The 26,146-nt window shown below is 48.4% G+C and carries 3 protein-coding genes; all 3 read right to left on the reverse strand.

All coding sequences use genetic code 11. The features are described from left to right. Positions 1-12,057 (reverse strand): non-ribosomal peptide synthetase, encoded by a 12,057-nt coding sequence (locus D9603_RS02590; protein ID WP_128729936.1) that lies wholly within the window; start codon positions 12,055-12,057, stop codon positions 1-3. Further along, positions 12,057-21,884, reverse strand: a complete 9,828-nt coding sequence (locus D9603_RS02595) for a non-ribosomal peptide synthetase (RefSeq protein WP_128729934.1) — start codon at positions 21,882-21,884, stop codon at positions 12,057-12,059. Before D9603_RS02595 ends, D9603_RS02590 begins: the two co-directional genes overlap by 1 nt. Then, a partial coding sequence (locus D9603_RS02600; protein WP_128729935.1) for a non-ribosomal peptide synthetase occupies positions 21,884-26,146 on the reverse strand: 4,263 nt, incomplete at its 5' end. The genes D9603_RS02600 and D9603_RS02595, both read right to left, overlap by 1 nt.

Consider the following 26,146-nt stretch of genomic DNA (forward strand, 5'->3'; position numbering starts at 1 on the left):
CTAGTGCAACACATAGTTGCGCTCAATTATGTTAACCAACTGCCCCACTTGCTCGGCTTGCAAGCAGGACAAATGATCTCCTTTGACTTCATAACAAGAGAGAGAGTGACTAAATGGTTGCCACCCCATGTCTTTATTCACAGGACGGCCTTCAAATTCTTGCGTTTGCTGCGTTTTCACAACACAGATTGGGATGTCGCTAAGCATAGACCGCATCTCAATATTTGCTCGCAGTTGGGCACTAAAAACTTGTTGAAAGTGACGTAGATGCGTATCACTAAAATTAAATCCAGCTTGCTTTATCCAGCGATTGAGAGAAGCAATGCGTGCTGTTGCATCACCTTGTTGATAAGCACTGATTTCAGCATCAGAGACACTAAGGCGGAAAAATGCCACCAGATTATCCAGCATCATTTGTGCAACTTGCGTTTCATCCAAGTTAAGCGCAGGATTGCTTGGGACAGGCGTATCAATCACAGTTACCGAGCAACCAATGTAACCTCGCAGCTCAAGTAAAGAGGCAAGTTGATAGGCAATAAAGCTGCCAAAAGAATGTCCGACCAAATGCACTTGTTCACCGAGTTCTGCACCAGCTAATACACTGAAATAATACTCTGCGGTGCGTTCAATGGAGGTTAGCGTCTCAGGCTCCTCGGCAAGCGCCTCTGGTTGCAAGCCATAAACGGGGATACGGCTATCAAGCCCATTCACTAACGCATGAAATGCCATTAGCCAACCTCCCGCTCCCGCAATCAGCACCACAGGTGTAAAACCGAGCTCGCCCTCTTGCAAACACACTAAGGTTTCAAGCGATTGAGGTTTGCCATCGCATTCGCCAAGACCCTCTCTTAATACTTGTATATGCTGACTGAGGCCACGCACGGTTGGATGTTCAAACAGTGCCGACAGCGGCAAATTGAGTTGTAGGTGCTGATTAATATCACCCACTACACGCAGCGCTAATAGCGAATGACCACCTAAATTAAAGAAGTTATCGTCAAGGCACACTCCATCCACCTGCAAGCGATGAGCAAACTGCTGCGCTAATTGCGTTTGTAGTGGGGTGAGCCTTTCCTGCTTAGCCTCTTGGTGCTGGGATTGCGATAGAGTGTATGAACCGGCCAGCGCAGTGAGCTGTTTGCGATCGACTTTGCCGTTGGTTGTCAGCGGCAGATGGCTAACTGATTGGAACAACTCAGGGATCATGTAAGCAGGTAAAGCCGCTCCAAGTTGCCCCCGTAGTGAAGCCGCGCTAACTTCAGTCTGCTGTGCAGGCTGTACAAATGCCACCAATTGCGCGTTGTTACTGCCATCTTCGCGCACCACCACAGCGCAATTAGCAACCCTGTTTAGCAGCTGAAGTTGTCGCTCAATTTCTCCCAGCTCAATACGGTAGCCGCGCACTTTGACTTGGTCATCACCACGGCCTAAATACAACAATTCATTTGAGGCTAAACAGCAAGCGCGATCGCCAGTTTTATAAAGTCGCGGACCGCTATTTGGCTCAATAATAAAGGCTTGCTGCGTCTTTTCCTCGTCGTTGAGATAGCCTCTGGCAAGGCCAATACCCGCAATGTATAAGTCCCCTTCCACACCGGTGGCCACCGCTCGAAGCTGTTCATCGAGTAAATATAAAGACAAACCCGCGATAGGCTGACCGATTGGCACGCGTGCACCGCTGAAGTGCGTGACATCATTAAGCGTTGCCGAAATGGTTGCTTCGGTTGGGCCATAGGCATTAATTATTCGAATACGGTCGCCGTAGCGCTGCTGCCAACCGGTGAGCGCGGCAATCTGCATTTGCTCGCCACCTATGGTGATGATCCGCAGCGAATCTGGCAGGGTGACTGAAGTTGCTGCAAGTTGATGCCAATACGCCGTTGGCAAACTCATCAGTGTTAACTCAGCATCTTGGCTTAATTGCGCCAGTTTATTGGGATCTAACATGTCGTCCGTCGGTGCCATCACCAAGGTTGCACCACGAAGTAAAGTACAAAAGACTTCTTCGGCAAACACATCAAAGCTCATGCTAGCAAATTGCAGGTAATTGTCGCTTGGCGTAATCGCATATTGCGTAGCTAAAGTCTGCACATAATTAACCACACTGGCATGCTCCACCATCACCCCTTTTGGCATACCCGTGGTGCCCGAGGTATAAATTACGTAACAGAGGTCGTCAATCTGGCATGGCGCAGTAAAGCAACGACTGGGCTGCGCAGCCAAAGCATCCTTAATACTATCTACATCGACTTGAGGCACTACTTGCTCCGAACTACCCTGCCAATATTCTATTTTAGTAACCAGCATGGCTGCATTGGCACTTTGCAACAGCAAACGGCGTCGAGACTCAGGTAGTGTTGGTGCAATTGGTAGATAAGCCGCGCCCAATTTGAGCACCGCAAGCATAGCCACAATAAGCTGGTAATCCGCCTCTAGACACAGGCCAATAATAACGGGGGCTGTACTTAGCTCTAATCGTGATGCAAGGTAATGGGCGAGCTGATTGGCGTCTTTATCCAGCTGTGAATAGTGATAACAGCGAGCCTCCTCAGAAGCGGTACTATATTCACGAATAGCAATATGCCCAGGAAATTCAGCAGCGATTTGTGCAAATAATTGCTGAATAGGTAAACTTGGCGTTTGATATGGCACCGCTTGCGTCAGTGCAAAAGTGGGCAGTGGCAATGCCTTGCTGTACGGCGCGTGTTGAGGCTGCCAAGACAATTTCCCAAGTATTTGTTCGGGCTGTTGTGTCGCCGCTAACATCAGCTGCTGCATCGCTGCGAGACTTTGCTCGATAAACACCTCATCAAAACACTGCTGCTGATAGCTCAGCGTAAGCGATAGCCCCGCCCCTACGCCGACCACGAAAGTCAATGGATAGTGTGTTTCGTCAACTTCACTCAAAGTGATTGCCGTGAATGGCAGCGCTTCACTATTTTGCAACGGATCTTGCGGATAATTTTCAAAAACATACAAGCAATCAAATAATAGACTTTTGTTCTCAATACCCGACCATTGATGAACTTGTGTCAGTGGTGTATGCGGGTGCTGCGCCAATGCCGTAAGCTGCGACTTCACCGCTTGCAGGTAATCTTTCACACGTGCATTATGATCTATCGCGACATGAACCGCTTGCGTATTGATATACAAGCCAACGCGCTGCGCCATTCTACTAAGCGCTGTAGGTCTGCCCGCTATAGTTTGACCAAATAAGGCATACGGTTCGTTGCAGCAACTTGCCACCCAATACGCCCAGAGCCCTTGGATAAACTGATTGACGGTAAGTCCTTGCTCGCTTGTAAAGCGAGTCACGGCATCTTGCAGCGGTTGCGGTAAAGTCACACTGAGTTCTTTAACACCAGCCGCTTTATTTTCAGTGTGAAGTACCTTTTCGCTGAGTAATGTGGGCGTGGTAACTCCACCCAAATACTCCCGCCAAAACGCTTCATCACACTCAACATGTGTATGCAAATATTCGATATGATCGCGGAAATTATCTACTACAATGGGGCGTAACTCACCTTGGCAACGAGCTTGATAAAATGCCACTAATTCAGCAAATAATATCGGTAATGACCAGCCATCCATAATAAGATGATGATACGTCCACACCACTCCAACATTGCCATCATCAAAAGCGATTAAGCTTAACCGCATACAAGGCGCTTGCGAGAGCTTAAGCGGCTCGGCAAGCTCCACTTCGGCCTGTGATTTCACCACATGCGATTGCGCATCTGCAATAGCGACACTCTGCACCAGATTCAGCGGTAGTTCGGCATGTTTATAAACCAGCTGCATCGGCTCGCCAGCAACGTCCATAAAGGCCGAGCGTAATATGCTGTGCTGTTTAATCAACTGCTGCCAAGCGTAACTCAACGCCTCTATATCCACACAACCTTGTAGTAATAAGCTGGTTTGCTCGACGTAAGGTTGCGTGCTTTGAGTGTGCGCCTCACGTGCCGTTTGACTGTGGAACCACATGCCTTGCTGTAAACCCGTTAGGGGGTAAATATCCTCAACTTCCCCTTCAACCTGCCCAAATATGCGCTGTAACTGCCGTTCAGAAATGCCGCTGAGAAGTGCAAAGTCACTGACTGTGTAATGACGTTGAGGCTGGGATTGGCAATGCTCGATGACCTGAATTAGACTTTCGAGTATCTCTTTACTTAATTGCTCTGCTGCTTCAGATGCTAAGCGCTGGCTGTCAAACTCCAGCGTTAACGCCAATTGACCATCCACGACCGCCGCTGTTAGCTGCGCTCCAAAGTAACTGAGATTTGACTCTGCAACCAAAGTGCCTGTCGATTCATTAGCATCTCCCAGCAAGCCTTGCTGCTCAATAACTGTATCTAGCTGGCCTAAATAGTTAAAAAACAGTAAGTCTCGGGTATCAATCTCAAGCGATGAGCGAACGTTTGGCTCTGGGTGTAAATACCGCGCAGCACCATAACTACTGGCAACTTTAGCGCTCCTTTCAAGCTCTGCCTTGATACTACAAATGACATCATGCAAGCGGCTGCCATTACTAAATAACAGCATTGGATAGAGCGCCGTTAACCAGCCAATGGTTCGGCTGCTATCCAGTGCCTCGGTCAGCAACTCGCGACCATGCCCTTCTAGCATGATCGCTTCACTGCCGGCACCACGCTTTTGCGCACACCAGGCAAGTGCACTGAGCAGCAGTGCTTGCGCCGTCGTACCATAACTGGTGTTGGCAGATCCCAATAATGCACGGGTGTGCGATGCTGATAACGTGTGGCGAGCTTTGGCTATCGTTGGAGTCGCGCTTGTATCTTTTAGGCTCAATAAGTGTGAGCTTTCAGCCAGCGCAGCCACCTTCTGCCATTTGCGCAAGTCGCGCTCATTAGATGCAAGTTCACGATAAAAAACGGCAAGTTCAGCCAAATTTGCGCTTGCGGCTGGAAGCTCAAACGGCACATTGTTTATTTGCTGCTGTAGTAACTGGCTCACATCTTCAAGTAATACCCGCCAAGAGACACCATCCACTAGCAAGTGATGTGCACTAAACAGCAAACGATTATTGGCTTCGCTGTCGGGCGTAATAAATAACACCGCTTTAAACAGTGGCGTGCTAGTAAACGCAAAACCTTGCTGCACTTGTTCACTGAACTCGCTCAGCTCAGCTTGCCATACCTCACGCTCAAGTGTATGCGCCGTAAATACCTTTTGAACATCAATGCTATCACGTACAAATAGGGTGTTTTCATCCGCAACCACCAAGCGTAGCGCGTCGTGCTGGGTAAGCAAATATTTTACAACCTCCATAAGCTGCGCAGGTGTGACGGATTTATCCACACTCACCAACACACTTTGATCCCAATGACTGGGTTTGGCAAATTGCTGAGCAAAAAACCAATACTGAATTGGTAATTTATCGAGTTGACCAACCAATGGCAGTCTTTCTCTGTCCGTCGGCACCAGAATATCTTGCTGGGCAAGTCTTGCAGCAAGGGCCGAAACACTGGGGTAGGTAAACACATCAGTCGCACTCACTGGTAACTTGAGTACTTTGGCTTTACTTGCGATTTGAATACTCAAAATAGAGTCGCCGCCCAACGCAAAATAGTCGTCTTCAGCTGTCATGGACGGCGTATTTAATACCTGCCGATAAATCGCCAATAACTGAGCAACGACGCTGTTAGCCTGTGGAACCAACGCGCTCTGCTCGGTTACTGTGATAGTCTGTTGCGTTTTACCAAGTGTTGCCAAGGCACGATGGTCAACCTTGCCATGCGGCGTCAAAGGGAGCTTTTCGAGCATAACAAAGTGCTCTGGCACCATATAACTTGGTAGCCTTTCCTTTAGCTGGGTTTGAAGCTCCTTAGGCTCAATATTTGCCACCACAAATGCCTGCAACTGTGGCTGCCCTGACGCACTTGTGGTTATCTGAACCGCGCATTCTTGTACGCCCAATAGCAGCCCAATTTGCTGTTCAATTTCGGCCAGTTCAATACGATAACCTCGCAGCTTTACTTGTCCATCATTACGACCCATATAGGCGATACGGCCGTTGCTAAGCTGGCGTACTAAATCTCCCGTTTTATAGGCTCGTACCGTTTGCGATGGAGAGACTTGTAGCTCAATAAAACGCTCAGCGCTAAGCTGTGGTTGATGTAAATACCCTCTAGCAAGTCCCACTCCGGTTATATATAACTCCCCAATCATCCCTTGAGGCACAGCGTGCAATTGTGGATCTAAAATAAATAGCTGGCTATTGTCGACAGGTAAGCCGATATCTGGCACCTGTTCGTCAAACTCAACCACGCCTGAGGTCGCGACTACAGAGGCTTCGGTAGGTCCATAGTTATTGACTAGGGTAAATTCGTATTCTTTTGCTTGTAGCGCACCGAGCTTATCGCCACCAACCAATAAATAGCGCAAGCTTTGCGGGTTAAACAAAGGCTCGGTGAGCAGCGCTTGGGCAATTGGCGTTGCAATAAAACTATGCGTGACTTGGTGTGTATTGAAGCAAGTTGCTAATTCGGCCGGTGACTGTAGCACCGCTTTTGCTACACACACGAGACTCGCTCCGGCACATAAATAAGGCCAAACCTCCCACGTTGCCGCGTCAAAGGCGGGGTTGGCGGTTTGACTTGCAACACTATGAGTATCCACCGCAAAGGCTCGTTGGTGCCAAGCACATAAATTCGCCAACCCTTGGTGGGTTATCATTACGCCTTTGGGGTTACCTGTCGTGCCAGAGGTATAAATCACATAAGCCAACTGCTCCACGTTAACTTCTGGAAACTGCTGAGGTATTGATATTGCAGCAAGACGCGCTCGCACGTCGGCGTCATCAACACAAATGACATGTGGGGAGCGGTAGTCAGCGTCAATGTGGTTATCATCTGACTCTGCTACCTCAAAGCAAGCGGCAAACTCACACTTGGTTAAAACCAGCGCTGCACCGCAGTCTTTGGCAATGTAATTAACTCGCGCTTGAGGGTAATGAGGGTCCACAGGTACATAACATCCACCCGCTTTTAACACAGCCAACATCGCCACAATGAGATCTGCGCTACCCGTCATCGCAACAAGTACAGGCTGCTCTGATTGCAGCCCTTCGCTTAATAACAGCACCGCCAATGCCTTGGTTCTTTCATTAAGCTCACCATAACTCAAGGTTTGCTTTGAGTTTGTGTCAATTACTGCGAGCCGCTCAGCTTGTGCAGGCTCTGCCATATTTCGCTCAATTTGCTCAAGCACTGACTGCTCTAAGTGTTCCGGCGCTGACTTGCCTGAAATCGCATAATCCGCTAGCGGCTGCTCCTTGCAAAGTTTTATATCCGCAAGTGCGCAATCAGGTTGCGCGAGTAACTGCGCAATCACAAGGTTAAAACACTCTGCAATGCTAGCCACCATTTCTTTTTCAAATAGTCCGCTGTTGTATAGCCAGTGCAATCGCAACCCTTGCCCACTTACTGTGGCACTGAGCTCTAGATCAAACTTGGCACGCGCGTTTTCTGACGTTAAAACTTCCGTGCTAAGGCCTACAAACTCTGGTGTGTGCTGTGGCTCTGGATTAAACGCAAAACTCAACTGGAAAACACTCTGGTGACTCAGTTCTCGGCTAACACCAAGATGGTCAATGAGCTGCTCAAAGGGCAAAGATTGATGTTGATGTACTTGTTCAATCTGCTCTTTTTGTATATCGAGTAGTTGGCTGAAACTCTGCTGCCAATCGAGCTTCACGCGAATAGGTAAGGCATTGACGAAAAAGCCAATCAACTGCTCCACTTGTGGGTGATGCCGCCCTGAAAATGGCGCACCAATCACAATATCATCCACTTGGCTAAACTTGGCGAGCATCACCGCATACGCGCTATGCAACCAAATAAATGGGGTTATTGCCAAGCGCTGGCAATGCTGTTGTAGCTGTTGCCATGTCTCTGCGCTTAGTTGCTGATCAAATGCTTGCGCGCTATTGTTCATGGCCTGCCCACGCGGCGTGTCGAGCGGTAATTGATGTAGTGGCGGCGCATCGTCAAGATGCGCTGACCAAAATGCCATGTCTACACTTTGCTGCGCGCCTCGGCACTGTGCTCGATGCCAATGAGCATAATCCGCGTATTGCACCTCAGGTGGCGTAATCAAGTCACGGACAAGTTCACAGCCTTGGGCGTAATGGGCATAAAATTGCGTAAGCTCTCGCATTAATACTTCAATGGAGCCAGCATCACTAGCAATGTGGTGCATGTTGACAATAAGGCGATGGTAGCCTGATGAAAAGCGAACTAGTGTTACACGGATCATTAGATCTTTACTAAAGTCAAAACCCTGCGCTTGGTCGTCTCGTACTGCGCGCTGCCAAAGCAAGTTTTGCCACAGCGGTGATTGCGTGGAGACGTCAATAAGCGTAACAAACTGCTCAGGCAAAGCCACAAGATACTGTTTAGGCTGACCGTTGGTGTTGGTAATAGCCGAGTGCAATACCTGATGCCGTGACAGCACCTTTTGCCAACTTTGCTCGAATGCGCTCAGATCAAGCTTTCCTGAAAACGCCAATAACGCTTGAATTTGATATTGCTGGCTGCCCTGCTGCATTTGATCTAATGTCCACAAACGCTGCTGAGCAAAGGACAGCACCACACCATTGGTTTTATCTACCACAGCAATTGTACTTAGCTGCGTGTCTTGCTTTTCAAGTGCTGTCGCTAAACCTTGCACCGTAGGGTGCGTAAAAATCGTTTGCAGCGGTAACTCAATTTGCAGCGTTTTGCGAATATGATTTGCCAGTTTTGCAGCAAGTAGTGAGTGCCCGCCGAGTCTAAAAAAGTCGTCATAGCGACCAACTGATTCGCACTGCAAGATCTCAGCAAAATAGCTTGCAAGTTGGGTTTCAAGCTCGCCAATCGGTGCTTCATAAGTGTTTTCGTTAAAGCTTGTATCAAGTTGCTGCAGTAGTGCTTTTTTATCGACTTTGCCATTGCTGGTCAGTGGCATAGCTGCCACCGCTTGCACTTTGGCAGGCAACATATGGTCGGGTAAATTTTGTTTTAAAAACTGCTGCATAACTAACGTGATGTCATCGAACTCGACCTGTTTGTGTAACACCACAAAGGCGCAAATCCAGACATTTTCTGGGTCTTGCCGATTTAACAGCACAGTGACCTCAGCCACTTCGGGATGGTGGCGCAACTGGTTTTCAATTTCGCCTAATTCAATACGATAACCCCGAACTTTTACTTGGTCGTCAATTCGGCCAACGTAGCTCAGCTCACCACTAACCATTAAGCGCACGAGATCGCCCGAACGATATAGCCGCTGATCGGGTGCTGCACTAAATGGGTTTTGAATAAAGCGTGTCGCGTTTAACTCGTCACGTTGCCAATACCCCCGACAAACCCCCTCTCCACCTACGTACAACTCGCCCACGGCACCTTGCGGCAAGAGCCTTAGCTTGTCATCAAGTACATAGCAGCTGGTGGTCGGAATAGCATGACCTATATTACTGGTGCCAAGCGTCAGATCCGCAGGTTCCAGCGCTTTAAACGTAACATGTACCGTGGTTTCGGTAATGCCATACATATTGATTAACTGGCAATTTGGTAACTGCTGTGCCCAAGGCTGTAGCTTACTCGGCTGTAGCGCTTCACCACCAAAAATTACGTACCGCACTGCACATTCACTCGCCAAGTGACTGTCATTGAGTAGCGTGGCTTGTAGCGCGTAAAACGCACTTGGTGTTTGATTTAAGACCGTAACCTGGGCATCAACCAATAGCTGAGCAAAAGCTTGGGTATCTTGCGCAGTCACTTTATCCACAACCACAAGGCGACCACCAAAGAGTAACGCGCCATACATTTCCCACACAGAGAAATCAAAGCAGAAGGAATGAAATAAGGTCCAAACATCTTGCTCATTAAAATCGAATAAGTTGGGCTCAACATGGAGTAACCGCACCACATGACGGTGCTCAATTTGTACGCCTTTTGGTCGCCCTGTGGTGCCAGAGGTATAGATCATATACGCCAAGTCTTGCGGCTCAATCTGAATAGCATCAAGCTGCTTGAGGGCTTCGCGGCTGAGCTGATGTTCTGTCTGTGACACATTAATTAGCTGGTATGAGAGCTGACTAAACTGTGCCTGCGTGGCGTTATCACAAAGCAGCCATGGGCTTTGCACGTCTTCCAAAATATACTCAATGCGTTCTTGCGGGTAGTCGGGATCTACTGGCACGTAGGCGGCACCCACTCTAAGCACCGCCAGCAGGGTCACTATCATCTCAACGCTGCGTGATACACTCACCACCAACATGGTTCGTGGCGTGACGCCTTGTTGTAACAGCATTACCGCCAGCGCATCGACTTGGGTATTGAGCTCACGATAACTCAGCACAGTCGTGCTATCTTGCACGGCAGTGCGTTTGGCAAAGCGCTCGGCATAGCGCGTAAATAAACTGGTGATGGTGTCTTGCTTAGGCCAAATTGCCCCTTGGCATTGCGCGCCCGTTATTAAAGCTTGCTGCTGCTTTTGATTCAGTAAAGGCAGTTCATCAACAGCGGTATGAGGCGCTGTAACACACGCTTGAAGTAGCGTATGAAAGCAATCCGCCCAATGTTTGATGGTCTCTTCTGTGTAAAGATGGCTATCAAACTTCCAATGTAAATAAAGGGCCTGCTTATCAACTATGGCATTGAGTTCTATGTCGCATTTTACAGGGATGCTGTCCGCCTGCTTTTTTTGCACTTCTTGAACTGATAACCCAGGAAGCGTAAAAGCGCGCTCATCACGGGTTTCCAGTGTAAATAATATTTGTACTAGCGGGTGGTGGCTTAAATCTCGTGGAGCGCCAACGGCTTCAACCACTTTATCAAAAGGAATATCGCGGTATTCAAACGCCGCTAAGTTGAGGTCTTTTTGTTGCTGCAACCATTGGCTAAATGGCATATCACTTTCAAGCTTTGCTTGCATCACTAAGGTATTAACGAACAAGCCAATTAACGGTGTTAATTCGGGGTGATGGCGACCAAGCTCTGGCGTGCCTACAACTACCTGCTGCGATTGCGTAAGCCTTGCGATAAACAACATAAAGGTATTGAGCAGCCACATAAAGGGGGTCAGTTGGAGCGATTTCGCCTGTGTCGAGATCGCCGCAAATAACGACGTATCAAGCGCTTGGCGATATACTTTCCCCGTTAACGACTGCACCGCAGGACGGACAAAATCGCAAGGCAATGACTGCAACGGCGCTAATTCGCTAAATTGCTGTTTTAGTTGCGCCAGTGGTGCTTCGATACGCTCTGGTGTTAGCTGTGCTCGCTGCCACTGGCTAAAATCGCTATATTGCACCTGAATGGGTGGAAGCGGTGTATACGGTGCGCCAAGGTGTTTGCAATAGCCAGCTTCGATTTCTTGTGCAAGTAACGCCATTGACGCCCCATCAGAGACGATATGGTGCATATTAAATGCAAGGTGATGTTCATCGCCATCACTCACCACCAGCACGCGAAGCAAACAATCATGAGCCAAGTCAAAAGGCTTGTTTTGATGTGCTGCGATGCGCGAAGCAATGTAGGCTTGCCTTGTTTCCTCAGCAGCTACACTGGCATCAAGCCACTCGAACGGCGCACTAATATCATCCGTTATTTGCAGCTGGGGTTGGCCATCTTGTTCATTTTTTACAAACCTAGCGCGCAGTATGTCGTGGCGTAGCACCACATCTTGCACAGCGCTGCGCATTGCGGGAATATTAAGCTCGCCGCGTAACAAAAACTCGGCGGGCATATAATACTGCTTGCTGCCTTGCAACTGCTCTATAAACCAAAGCCCCTCTTGTGCAAAGCTCAGCGGTAAGTCCTTCCCCGCATTTGGCTGCGCGATAATGTGCGGTGAAGATTTCGCCATATCACGGCTTTGCTGCTGAAAGTAGGCAATGATCTCTGATTTATATTCAACTACTTGCTGTTTTAACTGGGGAGGAAACCCAGCGGTTTGCTTAAATGCCAAGCCACCGTTTTTTTCATACAAGGTCACGCCAGCTGCTAATGCTTCTGCGATCAATGCCTCTATCTGTCTTTGCTGTTCATTCATCACAAAAACATCTCCTCAGACTGACCGTTTTCGTCTGCTGCTCTGGCTGCACGATGGATCTCACACCAAGTTGCAAGTGCACGAACACTTGGCCGCTCGAACAATACTTTTAAGGTAATGGGCACCTCAAGCGCCTGTTCAATTAAGGCAACCGCTTGGCTTGCTGATAAAGAGTGCCCCCCTAATTCAAAGAAGTTACTGTTAATATCTCGAACTTGAGTATTGAGCACTTGAACAAAAACTTCTGCCAGTAGCGTTTGTAGCTCGGTCATAGGAGCTAGAGGTGTTGTAAGCACTTGCGCCTGTTGCGATTGCACCAGCTGTGCAAGTGCTCCTGCGTCTACTTTGCCGTTATTGGTAAGCGGCATAGCAGCCAATACATACAGTTTGTAAGGCAACATATAACTTGGCAGGACCTCTGCTAACGAGGTTAAAACCTGAGTCTGTAGCGCTTGTTCAAGCTCACAGATGGCATCACTGTGCGATGACGTCGTTAGCACCACACAGGCCAGTAAGTTATCTTTACTTTCGTTAAGTAACACATGTGCTTGTTGCACTGCGTCTAGTTGCTCAAGCTGAGCTGCGATCTCATCAAGCTCAATGCGATAACCACGCAGCTTAACTTGATTGTCTCGACGACCAATAAACTGCAGCACGCAAGGGCAGCCCTGTTCATCTAGCAGCCAGCGCACTTGATCCCCCGTCTGATAATAACGCTGCGAGTTATTCATCAAAGACAATGACACAAATTTACTGGCGCTGAGTTCAGGCAACCCAAAATACGCCTGAGCCACATTATCGCCTGCGATGTATAGCTCACCGGGCATGCCCATAGGCACAGGCTGTTGATGCTGATCCAATACCACCAAATCAGTGCCTTGAATGGCGTTACCAATTGGCACAAAGCGCTGTGATTGCTGTGCAAGCGCAACCGCATCTTGGCCACTACAGCGATAAACACAGCATCCAACCGTTGCTTCTGTTGGACCATATTCGTTGTAAAAATGAGCCTGTGGCACCAGTGCTCCAACTTGAGCCACCACGCTGCTAGATAGGGCTTCTCCCCCCACCACAATGTGGTGCGCTGCATTGCTTGGTTGTAATCGTGCCAGCACGCCTTGCAAATGGGCTGGTGTCAACTTAAACAACAGCGCTTCTTCGCGCGCTAAACATTCACTTAGCTCTGTGATTAACTGCCCGCCATCACTTAACAATACAACGCCAAGACCATTAATCAGCGCGCCCCATAAGCTCGTTACTGTCGCATCAAATGCTAAAGGTGTGCTGACAACACTCTCATGTAAATCGCTTTTGACATAACTACGGCTCACGTGCTCAAGATAAAGGTGCAAGTTTCGATGGCTTATCATCACGCCTTTGGGTTGCCCTGTGGTGCCTGAGGTATAAATCATATAAGCTGGCGCATCAATATCGCTTAATGGCGCAAGCGCCTCTACAGGCATGTTCTGCCAATCCTGCTCGGTGTCTATTAGCATCACACGGCAGCTGAGATCTGTGCTGTTTGGAAGTAGCGCTGAGGTGGTGATAAGGCAAGTCGCTTTACTGTCACGCAATATATAGTACTGACGCTGAATCGGTGCATTGGGGTCAAGCGGCACATACACAGCCCCAACTTTTAAGATTGCCAACAGTGCTACAACTTGCTCACAGCTTGGCGCTAAGCTTATTGCGACCTGCGACTTTGCTGTTACGCCTTGCTCAACCAAGTAACGCGCTAGCTTGTTACTTTGTAGCTCCAATTCGCCAAAACTTAACCGCTTGCCAGTCATATCTCGTACAGCATTATGGTTCGCGTGGTGCTGAGCAAAATGTTGTATTTTATCGCTGATAAACCAAGGAGATTGCGGCTGTGCTTGCGCGGTAAGCCCTAGCTCGCTGAGTGTTTTGCTATCGACTAATGGTAAGGTATTTACGCTTTGCTCAGGGCTTTTCAGCGCCGCGTCAATTAACGTCACAAAAGCATCACTCATCGCCTGAACGCTACTGTGCTTAAACAAGGCTTTGGCATAATTCCACTGCACTGCAATCTCACTGCCAAATTCTTGTGCATTGACTTCTAAGTCAAACTTCATTGCAGGCTTGAGATCAAGCTGTTGCTCGATTTTAAGATGAGGTAGCTCGAAGTCACTTTGTTCGTTATTTTGCAGTGCAAAGAGTATTTGTAACACGGGTGAATGCGCTAAGCTGCGCGGAGGATTAATGGCATCAACAAGTTGTTCAAAGGGTAAACTCTGATGGGCAAACGCCGCTAAAATCACCTGCTTTTGCTCACTTAGCCAATCGTTAAATGAAGGCGACCCCACTTTGCGAGTGCGAATAGCTAAGGTATTCACAAAGCAGCCCAGTAATCCCTCTAACTCTTTTACCTCACGTCCGGCAATCGGCGAGCCAATAACAATATCCTGCGTTTGACTAAGACGAAGCATCAACAGCGAAAAGGCACTTTGCAACCACATATACAAGGTTACCCCTTGTGCTTGGCAATGCGCTTTTATCGCCTCAACTTGCGACGTCGCAAGGGTATGGCGAATACACTCACCATCAAGGGACTGAACTTGTGGTCGCTCAAAGTCCAGCGGTAATTCATGAACAACAGGACATTGCTGCAACTGAGTTTGCCAATAGGCAAGATCCGCCTGATAGCTATCTTGCTGTTTTTGCTGCCAGTAGGCAAAGTCTGCATACTGCACCGCTAGCGGTTTAGCGTATTGCTCTGGCAACGAATGCGCTGGCGTTTCACTAAAGTGCCGATAAAACGCCACAAATTCTTTCGCCAGCAGCGCCATTGACCAACCATCGCTGGCAATGTGGTGCATGTTAAACAAAAGTCCAAATTGGTTGTGACTAAACTGTACACAGATCACGCGCAGCATAGTGTCTTGGCATAAATCAAAAGGCTTGCTGAGTGATTGTTGCTGCAATGTTTGCCAACGCAGCTGTTGCTCTTCGTTATTCAGCCCAGACAAATCGACTAATTCCACAGGACAGGCTACTTGATCACGAACTTGCTGCACAGCACCGTGATCACCACTTGCAGGAACGATGACCGTACGGAGTACTTCATGACGCGCAACAATCGCGCTTAACGCTTGTGTTAAAGCGTCAATATCTAAGGCACCTTCACACCAATAGCTCGCTGGCATATGGTATTGCACACTTTGCTCATGTAACTGATCGATTAACCACAAACGCTGCTGAGCAAAAGACAGGGGTAACGCTTGGGCTCTTGATACCGGCTCAATGGTATTGCTGTGCGCAATCATCGAACTTGCGGTTATCACCTCAGCAAACGCTGCAATACTCGGTGCATCAAAGAGTTGTGGTAAGGTGATATCTCGCCGCTGCTCACTGCGCACTCGGCTGATCACTTTAATGGCCAGCAGCGAATGCCCGCCTAAGTCAAAGAAACTGTCGTTAATACTCAGTACTTGGCTCGGTAGCAGCTCACGATATAACTCAAGTAAATAACGCTGTATGTCTGTGAGCTTAGACCCATCAATTACCTCGGCGACCTCTTGGCTTTTCGCCTGTGCCTGATAGGCTAACTGTAATGCTTGCTTGTCTACTTTTGCGTTTGCAGTCAGCGGAATATCAGCAACGACATCCAGCGCGGCAGGTAACATGTAACTGGGCAGCGACTGCGATAAAGCTTGGCGCAACTGCACAAGTGTGAGCTTAGCCTCGTCATGTAAGACCACATGAGCCACTAGGCTTTCTTGCGCTTCATCAACACTCACAGCGCAGCTTTTTACCTGCGTCAACGCGTCGATTTGATGGGCGATTGCCACAAGAGAAATACGGTAGCCGCGCAGTTTGACTTGCTCATCTAACCGCCCCAAATAACAAAGGTAATCAGCCTCTGCGCGCGCATTCGCCTGCCACTTTGCCTTGTCGCCACTGCGATACCAACGCATGCTTGAGATACCAGACGCAGGCACCGCTTGCTCAACAAAGCGTGTTTGCGTCACACTCGCGAGATTAATATAGCCTTCACACACCCCATCTCCCGCAAGCCAAAGCTCTCCAGGCATATTAGGTAAAGCCAGCTGGCCAAACTCGTCGACCACTGCAAGGGTCATATTATCAATAGCATGACCAATCGGCACTTCCTCATGACCCGCTAACAAGTGGCGCGACTCACGGCTTACAGCATAGATACTACAGCCGACTGTTGCCTCAGTTGGACCATATTCGTTTATCCACTGAGCATTAGGGAGCTTATCCATCAGCTTATCAACCAAAGCTGCGCTCAACCCTTCACCGCCAACCACAAATCGGTGAGCAATATTGCTATAAGTTTGTGCGTCACTTAATGCGAATACCGCGCGTAAGTGAGCTGGTGTTAACTTGAATAATTTAGCTTCCGTCGCGGCAAAAATCTGTTCATGTAATGCAGGCAACAATTCAGCGCCCGTGGGGAGCAGCTCAAGCTCTCCGCCTCGCATTAAAATAGGCACTAAGGCGGTCACCGTCGCATCAAACGCCAGCGGTGTACTGAGTACAGCTTTGGTTATATCGCCGGATTGTGGCAGGTAGCGCTGAGACGCAAAACGTAGATAATTATTGAGGTTGCCATGACTAATGGGCACCCCTTTTGGCTGCCCGGTTGAACCTGAGGTATAAATAACATAAGCAAGCTCGGCCTCTTTAAATGCAGCAGCGTCTTCATCTACCAACAAACTGGTATCGTAAAACGCAAAATTCCCCTCGGCTTCAAACAAATCATCAAGCAACAAAAAGTCACTCCCGGCTTCAATCAAGCGCTCGGCATCTTCACTTAGCGCCAGCGTCAATACGATGTCTGCATCATTCATGATGTAGGCTAAGGTATCGGTTGGCGTGTCATGATGAATGGGCACATAAGTATGACGCGCTTTTAATATTGCCAGCACCGCGGCCACCATGTAACTCGAAGACGGCAGTAAAATAGCAATGCGACTTTGCTCGGCAAATGCCATTTCTAATAAGCTATTAGCAAGTTGGTTCGCGCATTTTTCTAAGGTGAGATAACTACAAGTGAACTCCCCCATGCGCACCGCAGTCTGTAGTGGGGTCTGAAGAGCCGAGCGACTAAACTGAGTCACCCATGGCTGCTGCTCTGTCACTTCGACCACAACACTTTGCTGCTGTTTTAATAGCGCTAACTGCTGCTCAGCGGGCCACAATGACAATGCTGACAACGGGACATTTGGCTCTGCAAGACATTGGGATAACACATAACAAAACTGCTGATGGAAACTAACCACACTCGCTTCTTGCCATAAATTGCGGTCATAAAGCCATTCAACGGTGAGTACATCCCCCTCATCTATCACAGCAACTTCCAAATCTAGTTTGGCACCGCGTACTTTACTTTGGCAAGGCGTCACTTCCAATTGTTCTAGCGTAAGGTTTTCATTTACCTGATTATTTACCCGAAACACGATTTGATGCAGCGGATGTTGAGTGCTTGAGCGTTCAATATCTAGCTCATCCACTAACACATCGAAGGGAATATGTTGATGTTGCAACGCATCGTTGAGTAAGCCTTGAGTTTGCTGTAGTGCTTGGGTAAAGCAGGTGTCTTCACTCCACTTGCTCCTAAGCACTAAGGTATTGATAAAGTTACCAATCATATTTTCAAATGCTTTGAGGTGACGCCCTGATACCGGCGTCCCGACAACCACGTCGCGCTGTTGAGAAAAGCGGCTTAACCACAAGGAAAATAGCGTTTGCAGTAACACGAATAAGGTTTGCCCTGAGCGAGTTTGATACGCTCGAAGCGCACTGACCAGCGCCGCAGGTATGGGCTCAATCACTAACGCGCCGCGCGCAGAGGTTGTTGCTTCTCTGCGGTAATCAAGCGGTAGTTCATGCACCTTGGGCAGATCTTGTAATTGCATACGCCAATAATCTAGCTCCTGTTGCCATAGCGAACTCTGCTCCAGCTGCTGTTGCCACATTACATAATCAACATAATGCACCTCTTGCAATGTTGGGGTGTCGCCACTGAGCGCGGCTTTGTATGCCTGTTCTAACGCTTCGCTCAAACAGGCAATAGACCAACCATCGGCAGCGATATGATGTAAGGTGATCACAAGGGTAGCCTGCATCGCCTCTTGTTGATAGAGACTGGCGCGCAGCATTAAATCACAGCTTAGATCGAAGCTGGTTGCGTAATCTTCTGCGATGACCTGCTCTAACGCATGCGCTTGTTGCTCAGCGGATTTATCAGTCCAGTCGTGCTTAACCAAGGCAAATCGAGCATCAAGATTAACGCTTTGATATGGCTCTCCTTGCGCATTTTGATGGTAATTAAACGCCAAGACCGGATGTTGCTTAATCACAGTCATAAAGGCTTGCTCTAAGGCCTCACCATCCAGCTTGCCTTTTAATTGGAATATGCCCTGTAGATTATACTGGTTGCTGTGTCCTTGCAGTTGATCAACAAACCATAAGCGCCGCTGTGCAAATGACAAAGGATAATTGGGCTGTGATGGCGCAGGTTGTAGACTTGGTAAAGACGACTGTGACTGAGCGTTAGCCAACATCTCGCTTAGTTCAAATACGCTAGGATTGGCAAATACTTGCTTTAAGCTCACCTCCACCGAGAGCTGGGCTCTTAGTTCATTGAGTAATTGCATTGCCAATAAAGAGTGACCACCGATGCTGAAAAAGCTATCGTGCAGCCCCACTTCCGGTGCGCCCGTTAAGGTTTGATAGAGCGCAATTAGCTGTCGCTGCAACCTACTTGTCACTTCACTACTTTGGCTTTGAGAAGTTAATGCCAAAGACTGTAATTGTTGGCGGTCTATCTTGCCATTACTCAGAGTGGGTAAGTGCTGGCAAAGCTCTATCCAGCTTGGGATCATCGGCTCAGGCAAGCGACGCTTCAAGCCTTGGCGGATAGCCTCACGCAGATTAGTTGCGGCGCACTGGCTGCCATCAATACTTACCACAAAAGCAACCAAGGCATCTTGTTTGCCGAGCTTGCGCACCACGACTGCAGCCTGCGATACCTCATCAAGCGCCACCAGTGCAGCTTCTATTTCATTGAGGTCAACGCGGTAACCGCGAATTTTCGCTTGTTTGTCAATTCGACCGAGAAATTCAAGCTCGCCGCTCGCATTCAGCCTAACGCTATCACCACTGCGATAAAAATGCGCGCATTGGACACTATGTTGCAAGCTACTTGTAAACTGAGCTGCGGTCTCTAAAGGCGCATTTATATACCCCTTGGCGAGGCTCGGCCCGCCAATATAGAGCTCACCGGGCATGCCAGCGGGTGTTGGCTTTCCCTGTTTGTTGAGTACGCAGGTGGTAACATGTGCCAACGGCGTACCGATTGGGTAACTGTGGCCGGTTAGTCTGCTGTCTGTGACTTCCTGACAAACCACTCCAACACAAGCCTCCGTCGGGCCATAATGGTTGAAAATACGCGCCGCGGGCGTCAGCCTGCGAATGCTATCAACAAGCTGCTCACCCAGTGCTTCTCCACCTAACACCCACTGCGAAAAAGTGGGCTTTTGCTCCGAAAACTGAGGCAAAAGCACCGCGGCAAAAGAAGGGGTTAATTTAATTAAGTTAACTTGCTCAGCCACTAACTTGGCTGCGATTTGGGCAGGTTCTGGGGCTTGGTTTGCAAGAGTCAGCACCACAGTGCCGCCATGAGTAAGCACCGGATACACAGCCGTTAAGCATAAGTCTGTGGCAAGTCCTGTGACCACGCCCGCTCGCGTATCTTGGTTGTAACTCAATCTCGCCGCAATACTGCTGCAATAGTGGCTCAGCGCGCCATGGCTGATCTCAACCCCTTTGGGCACACCAGTGGAGCCAGAAGTAAACAGCACATACGCGCTATCATCAAAACTTGGTGAATAAGCTTGCTGCGGCGCTCCTTTGTTTTGGTTCAGATCACTATATTTAATAACCTGGATGTCAGCTTCATGTAGCGCTTGGCAAAGAGGCGTTTCAACACTTACCACCACCGTATTACACTCAGCTTGCCCTAGCATTTGTAGCGCTCTGACCGCAGGCATGTTGCCATCAATAGGTAGGTACGCGCGGCCACTTTGCATTACGCCAAGCATAGTGACAATATCACTCATATCACCCGTAGTTATCAGCGCAATGATTGACGCTGGAACATCTAAGTTGTTGGCAATTTGTAGGCTTTGATCTTGTAGCTGCTGATACGTCAGGGTGCGTGATGCTTCGCCATTGGTATTTGGCACAACCACTGCAATCGCCTCACCTTGAATTTGCGCTATATCTCTGATTGCTTGAGGCACAAGCGCCGGCTGGCTGATGTTGTGATTGATATCCGCCGCCTTTGCCGATACGCTCGTTGATTTGAGCACCAAGTCATCAATCGGCAGCGCTTCTTTAGCACAGTAGTACTGGACGAGTGCCAAGTAATCATCGGCAAATTGCTGGATAAGCGCATGGTCATAAAGGCCTGTTGCATAAACAAAGTCACACACAAAGGCATCATCTGTATCATCAACAGATAGGGTTAAGTCAAATTTCGCAGTGCCATTATCAAGAGCAATTAACTCGGCTTCTAATTGGCTGTTTACCGACACCTTATTACTGGCCACACCATTGTAGTTAAACAATATTTGGAACAAGGCGGAATGCGCTGCGGATTTGGGTAGCTCTAGCGCTTCAATGATGTCTTCCACGGCAGCGTTTTGATTACTAAGCCCTTGCAATACTTGACCTTGTAATGCCTTAATCGCCTCACTCATGGAGTGTTCACCGTTTATCTGCATTCGCAATGGCAAGGTATTAATAAAGCAGCCAAGCATAGTTTCAAACTCGCTTTGCTGACGATTTGCAACCGGCACCCCTAAGGTAATATCGGCTTGCTCACTGTAGCGATAAAGCAAGATGTAAAACACGCCCAGCAAGGCAGTAAAATGTGTTACGCCATCGCTGTGGCAAGCTTTATCTAATCGTTGTATTTGTTCTGCGTTAAACGAACAACGAACTGTGCCACCTTGGTACTGCTTCTCTTTTTTCCTGGGATAGCTGGTGGGTAATTCAAACGGTGTAAATGCCTCTAACTGCTCAGTCCAATAAGCCAATTGTTGTTGATAGTCTGGGGATTGTCTTAATTGCTGCTCCCAGTGCACATAATCCCCATACTGTAATACTGGAGAGTCAAGAGGCTCCTCGGTTAGCTCACGTAGCAGCGCGTTAATAAACACAGTCACGCTCCAACCATCACTAATAATATGGTGCATATTTATTAGTAACCAGCGACAAGCGGTGTGAGAGTTGCGCACTAATGCCGTCACTTGTAGTAACGACTCGCTGGCAAGATCAAACTGATAGCGCACCGCCTGTTTAATCGACTCAGGCAGCTGATTGGGCAGCGCGTCCTCATTAACGCTCATCACCGTAATTTTCATCGCCTCTGCAGGTTCAATTTGCTGAACCACTTTCCCTTCAACCGTGGTAAATCTTGCTCTTAAAATATCGTGCTTAGCTACCAAGCGGTTCAAGGCTTGTTCAATGTCCGTGACTAAAAATGGCTGCGATAATTTAACGAGCCCAGCCATATTGTATGCCTCGGTGCCTCCTTCATACTTATCAATAAACCACATTCTTTGCTGCGCAGCAGATAGCGCAGTAGATTGCTTTTGTTGCCCCTGAAGGTAGGTGATAAGCGCAGTTTTGTGCGCCTTTATCTTCTCCAAAATAGCCTCAGGCACCTGCCCAAGCGGTGTTCTAAGTTTTAATTTATCCTGCTGTAAATAAACATAAATCTGTTGACGGTCAAGCTCATCTAACCACTGTTTTATTGCAAAGTTATCCATCATTACAAGTCCATCTCCGTCATGGATTTATCACGTAGTGCAGCGCTCAAATCACGATCGCTCACAATATCACTGACTTTTTCTACATTTGGAGTTTGCGCTTCCAATGCCATGGCATCATGGGCTTGTTTCAGCGCTTCTATACACTCGGCAAGCTCTGCAATACAGGCATGTTCAAAGATGTCGCCAATGGTCAATTTAATATTGAAAGCTTGGTTGAGCCTCGATACCAACTGCATGCCAATCACTGAATTGCCACCGCTATCCACAAAACGTGCTGTGACGCCCAACTGCTCAACTGGGAGTAGCGAGATATAGTGCTGATGCAGCTGTTTTTCTATTTCAGTGCGGGGAGCCAAGGTGCATATTTCTGAGGCTTCTTCTGTCACAGGCTTTGGCAGTGCTTTGCGGTCGCGCTTACCATTTGGCGTCATCGGCCACTGACTTAACCAGACAAAATGCTCAGGCACCATGTAACTTGGTAACCACTCACCAAGCACTTGGCGCAGCCGAGGCGAAGACCACTCGGTAGATAACTCACCATCATCAACAATATACCCACATAGACAAGAGCCTGTTGCTAGTGTTTGCACACAAACATCGACTTCACTGCTATTGAGTATCCGCCCCAAGTGATGGCTAATGTCACCAAGCTCTATGCGGTGACCATGAAGCTTAATTTGGTTATCTAAGCGCCCTTTTACTTCAAAGCGACCATCAGCTAAACGCCTCGCTTTGTCTCCCGTTTTGTATAAACGGCGGCTAATGGAAGCTGTAAATTGATGATTGATAAAGCGCTGCTGGGTCAGCTCCGCTTGATGTAAATAGCCCATAGCAACGCCAATACCACTAATGTATAACTCGCCCCATACGCCATCGGGTAAAGGTAGCCCTTCACCATGACCCTCGGTTGGGAGCACAAATAAGCTGGTATTTTGTATCGCTTTACCAATGGTTACCTCTGCGGCATTATCGATATGTGCCACCGCCGACCAAATCGTGGTTTCGGTTGGCCCGTATAAGTTATAAAGCGCTTTACTGTTGCTGAGTAGCTGCTCGGCTAATGCCTGAGGTAAAGGCTCACCACCACTCCACACTTTGATGCCAGAGGTACATGCTGGCGCCGCATTTAGCAGTAATTGCCATAACGTTGGCGTTGCCTGCATTACAGTTACTTGTTGCTGCTCGATAAGCGCGCCAAGCACGGCTGGGTCGCTAATACTTTCATCACTTGCCAGCACCACAGACGCACCAACCAGTAATGGCCCAAACAATTCTAGCAAGGCAATATCAAATGCCACCGTGGTGATAGCCAATAAGCGGTCATCTGCCACCAACCTCGGCTCACGACACATAGATGCAAGCAAATTAGCAAATGATCCATGGCTGACTTCAACGCCTTTGGGTAATCCCGTAGAGCCAGAGGTATAAATCACGTACGCTCGCTGCTGAGCTTGAATTAGTAAGCTTGGGCTGCGAGTCGCACTTTTGACAATCTCTTCTGCATCGCTATCCATACAGACTCGCTTTAAACCACCATGATTGAATAACGCAGACTCCGCACCGGTGGCATCACACAGCACAACTTTCACTTTGGCATCATGCAAAATATGCGCGATGCGCTCGTCAGGAAAGGTAAGGTCAAGTGGTAAAAATGCCGCCCCTACTTTCATCACCGCCATAAGTGCTATCAACAGCTCCGCCCTGCGTGGTAATGCTACTGCCACGATACTATTAGGCGTTACCTGTTGCTTCATCAAGTAGTGAGCGAGCTGATTAACACGCGCATCTAGCGCTTCATAACTGAGACTCACATCATCCGTTACCAATGCTGTACGCTTGCTGCAACGCGACACATTGTGCTGCCACGTTTCAATGAAACTCGTCGCGACTTTGATCGATTTTTCTTGTTGCAGTGGCAACTCAACCAATCGATACACATCATCGCTACTTTGCATCAGCTCATTTTGAGCCCCTATCGGTGTACTACTCTGAACTTGCGACAACAAATGGACAAACTTAGCCATATACTGAGTCATTAATTCAGTATCAAATTGCGCAGTGTGATATTCCACTAACAGTGACCACTGCCCCGCAATACAGGTCATATTTGTCGTCAGTTCAAATTGGCCAAATTTAGCGACACTTGGTTGCACCTCAACTTGCAGCCCGTTAAAGCTCGGCAAAGTGGTAACTTTATCTAGATTAAACAAGGTGCTAGGTAGAATAAGCTGGTCATCAGCAAGGCTTGCATATGGATGAGTTTGGTGATCAAAAGCATCAAGTAAAATATTTTGCACCCGCTGTACTAGCTCACCGATAGTGCTAAGGCCAGCTATATCAACCACAATCGGTAAGATATTGGTGCAATAGCCCAGTAACGCTTGGTCGAGCAACTCAGGCTCAAACTGTGATGCCAGTCGCTGCCTATCTGATACCGGCACACCGACACTTATTACCGTCTGGCCGCTTAACTTGTGTAGCCACAAGCAATAAAGTGCAAGCATGGTTGCAAATTGCCCACAGCGTAAAGACTGGGCAAGGATCTCAGTGTTTTGGATTGCACTCGATGAAATGGGTAATGTAAGTTGATTAACTTGGAATGAAGCCGCACTCACCGCCATTGATTTTGGCAGCTCAAGCGGAGTTGAACTGGCTAAGCACTGATGCCAAAAAGCTTGGTTTTTGGCAGCTTCCGGTGAATGTGAATATGCCTGTAAGCTATCAACGTAGTGGCTAAAGGAAACTGATCGACTTGCCGTCTTATTTTGTTTTACATCTTGATTGTAGCGCTCAGCAATTGCTGCTAACGCCATTTGTAGTGACAGCCCATCGCAGATCACATGATGGGCCACCACACTTAGATAGTGCTGCGCTTTGCCATCACTCAACAATGTCACTCTACAAAGTGGGTCTTTTGCAAAGTCAAACGGTTGATAACGCAGTGCAGATAACCGCGCCTGCAATGCTGCTTGGTCGTCTTCGCTCCATGGCTCAACATGTAGCTCGGCTTTTTCCACTCGGCAATATTGCATTAAGCGCTCACTATCAACACCAAAACGCAAGATTGGGAAGTCGCAGCAGAGCGCAGTAACAGCTTGTTGCAGCCGTGCTAAGTCGAGCTTACCGGAGAGCTTTACCGTCGCTTGTAATTGATATGCGCTCGCTCCATCGCTTGAGGTCAATGCCAGCGCTAATAGCTGTTGCTGGCTATGGCTAAGTGGAAATGCAGCGGCGTCATCACTTTGGCTCGCTTCACCAAAATAACCCGCACGTTTTAAGCTAAGTACACTGGCTTCAACTGCGTTTATCACCGCAGCAATGTCTTCATCTGTATGGGTGGCGCTGAAAAAGCAGTTACGCCCTTCCCAGATAAACACACCGCGCTCTAGCATTTCATAAAAGAACACATCAAGATTTTGCGAAAAGCGAAAACGGAATAATGAGGCAAACGCTTCTATTCGAATGGGTACATCATGGGTTTCAAAAAACGCATTGAGATGTGCTTTAAATGCCGCGGTTTTGTCGTTGATCCCTTGTTGTAACGCTGGACCTTGCGACTTAATCGCTTGCAACACCGCTTTGGCGCTTGCCATGGTCATTGGGTGTTTACAAAAAGTTCCGGCGAAGAAGGTGGTATCGGTCAAAGGGTAAGAATCATCTCCGTATTGCCAATTGCCGCCGTCAATGGCATCAAGATAGGTAGCTGCCCCCGCGACCACACCGATAGGCATACCTCCACCGACGATTTTGCCGTAGGTTGCCATGTCGGCCTTAATACCAAGCAAACCTTGAACGCCACCGGGATGTGCTCTAAAGCCAGTGATCATTTCATCAAAAATAAGGGCAATACCGTGTGCTTCAGTGAGCGTACGAAGTTTACGTAAAAACGCCCAAGGCTGATTTTCAGGATGACGGCTTTGTACCGGTTCAACAATCACCGCGGCAATATGTTGTGCCTCTCGGGTAATGATCTCAAGCGCTTCATCATCACCATAAGGTAAAACAAGATTATCGGCGATTGCGCCGTAGCGCACTCCAGCACACATTGCCTCTACGCCGTGCTCTGGCGATTCAGTTGCTAAAGTACCATCATAGTGACCATGGTACGCACCTGAGAACTGAACAATTTTATCGCGCTTGGTCACTGTTCTTGCTAGGCGTAGCGCTGTCATTACCGCCTCTGTACCAGAGTTACAAAACGATGCCCGCTCAAGCCCAGTCAGCTCACAGATAAGTGCGGCGACCTCTGGCGCATCGGGACT

It is taken from the genome of Pseudoalteromonas sp. PS5, from assembly GCF_004103255.1.
Taxonomy (GTDB): domain Bacteria; phylum Pseudomonadota; class Gammaproteobacteria; order Enterobacterales; family Alteromonadaceae; genus Pseudoalteromonas; species Pseudoalteromonas peptidolytica.

What these genes read in the sequence shown, in the direction of transcription:
- D9603_RS02590 (WP_128729936.1), bottom strand. Translation starts at nt 12,057, where the DNA reads ATGAATGAACAGCAAAGACAGATAGAGGCATTGATCGCAGAAGCATTA.
- D9603_RS02595 (WP_128729934.1), bottom strand. Translation starts at nt 21,884, where the DNA reads ATGATGGATAACTTTGCAATAAAACAGTGGTTAGATGAGCTTGACCGT.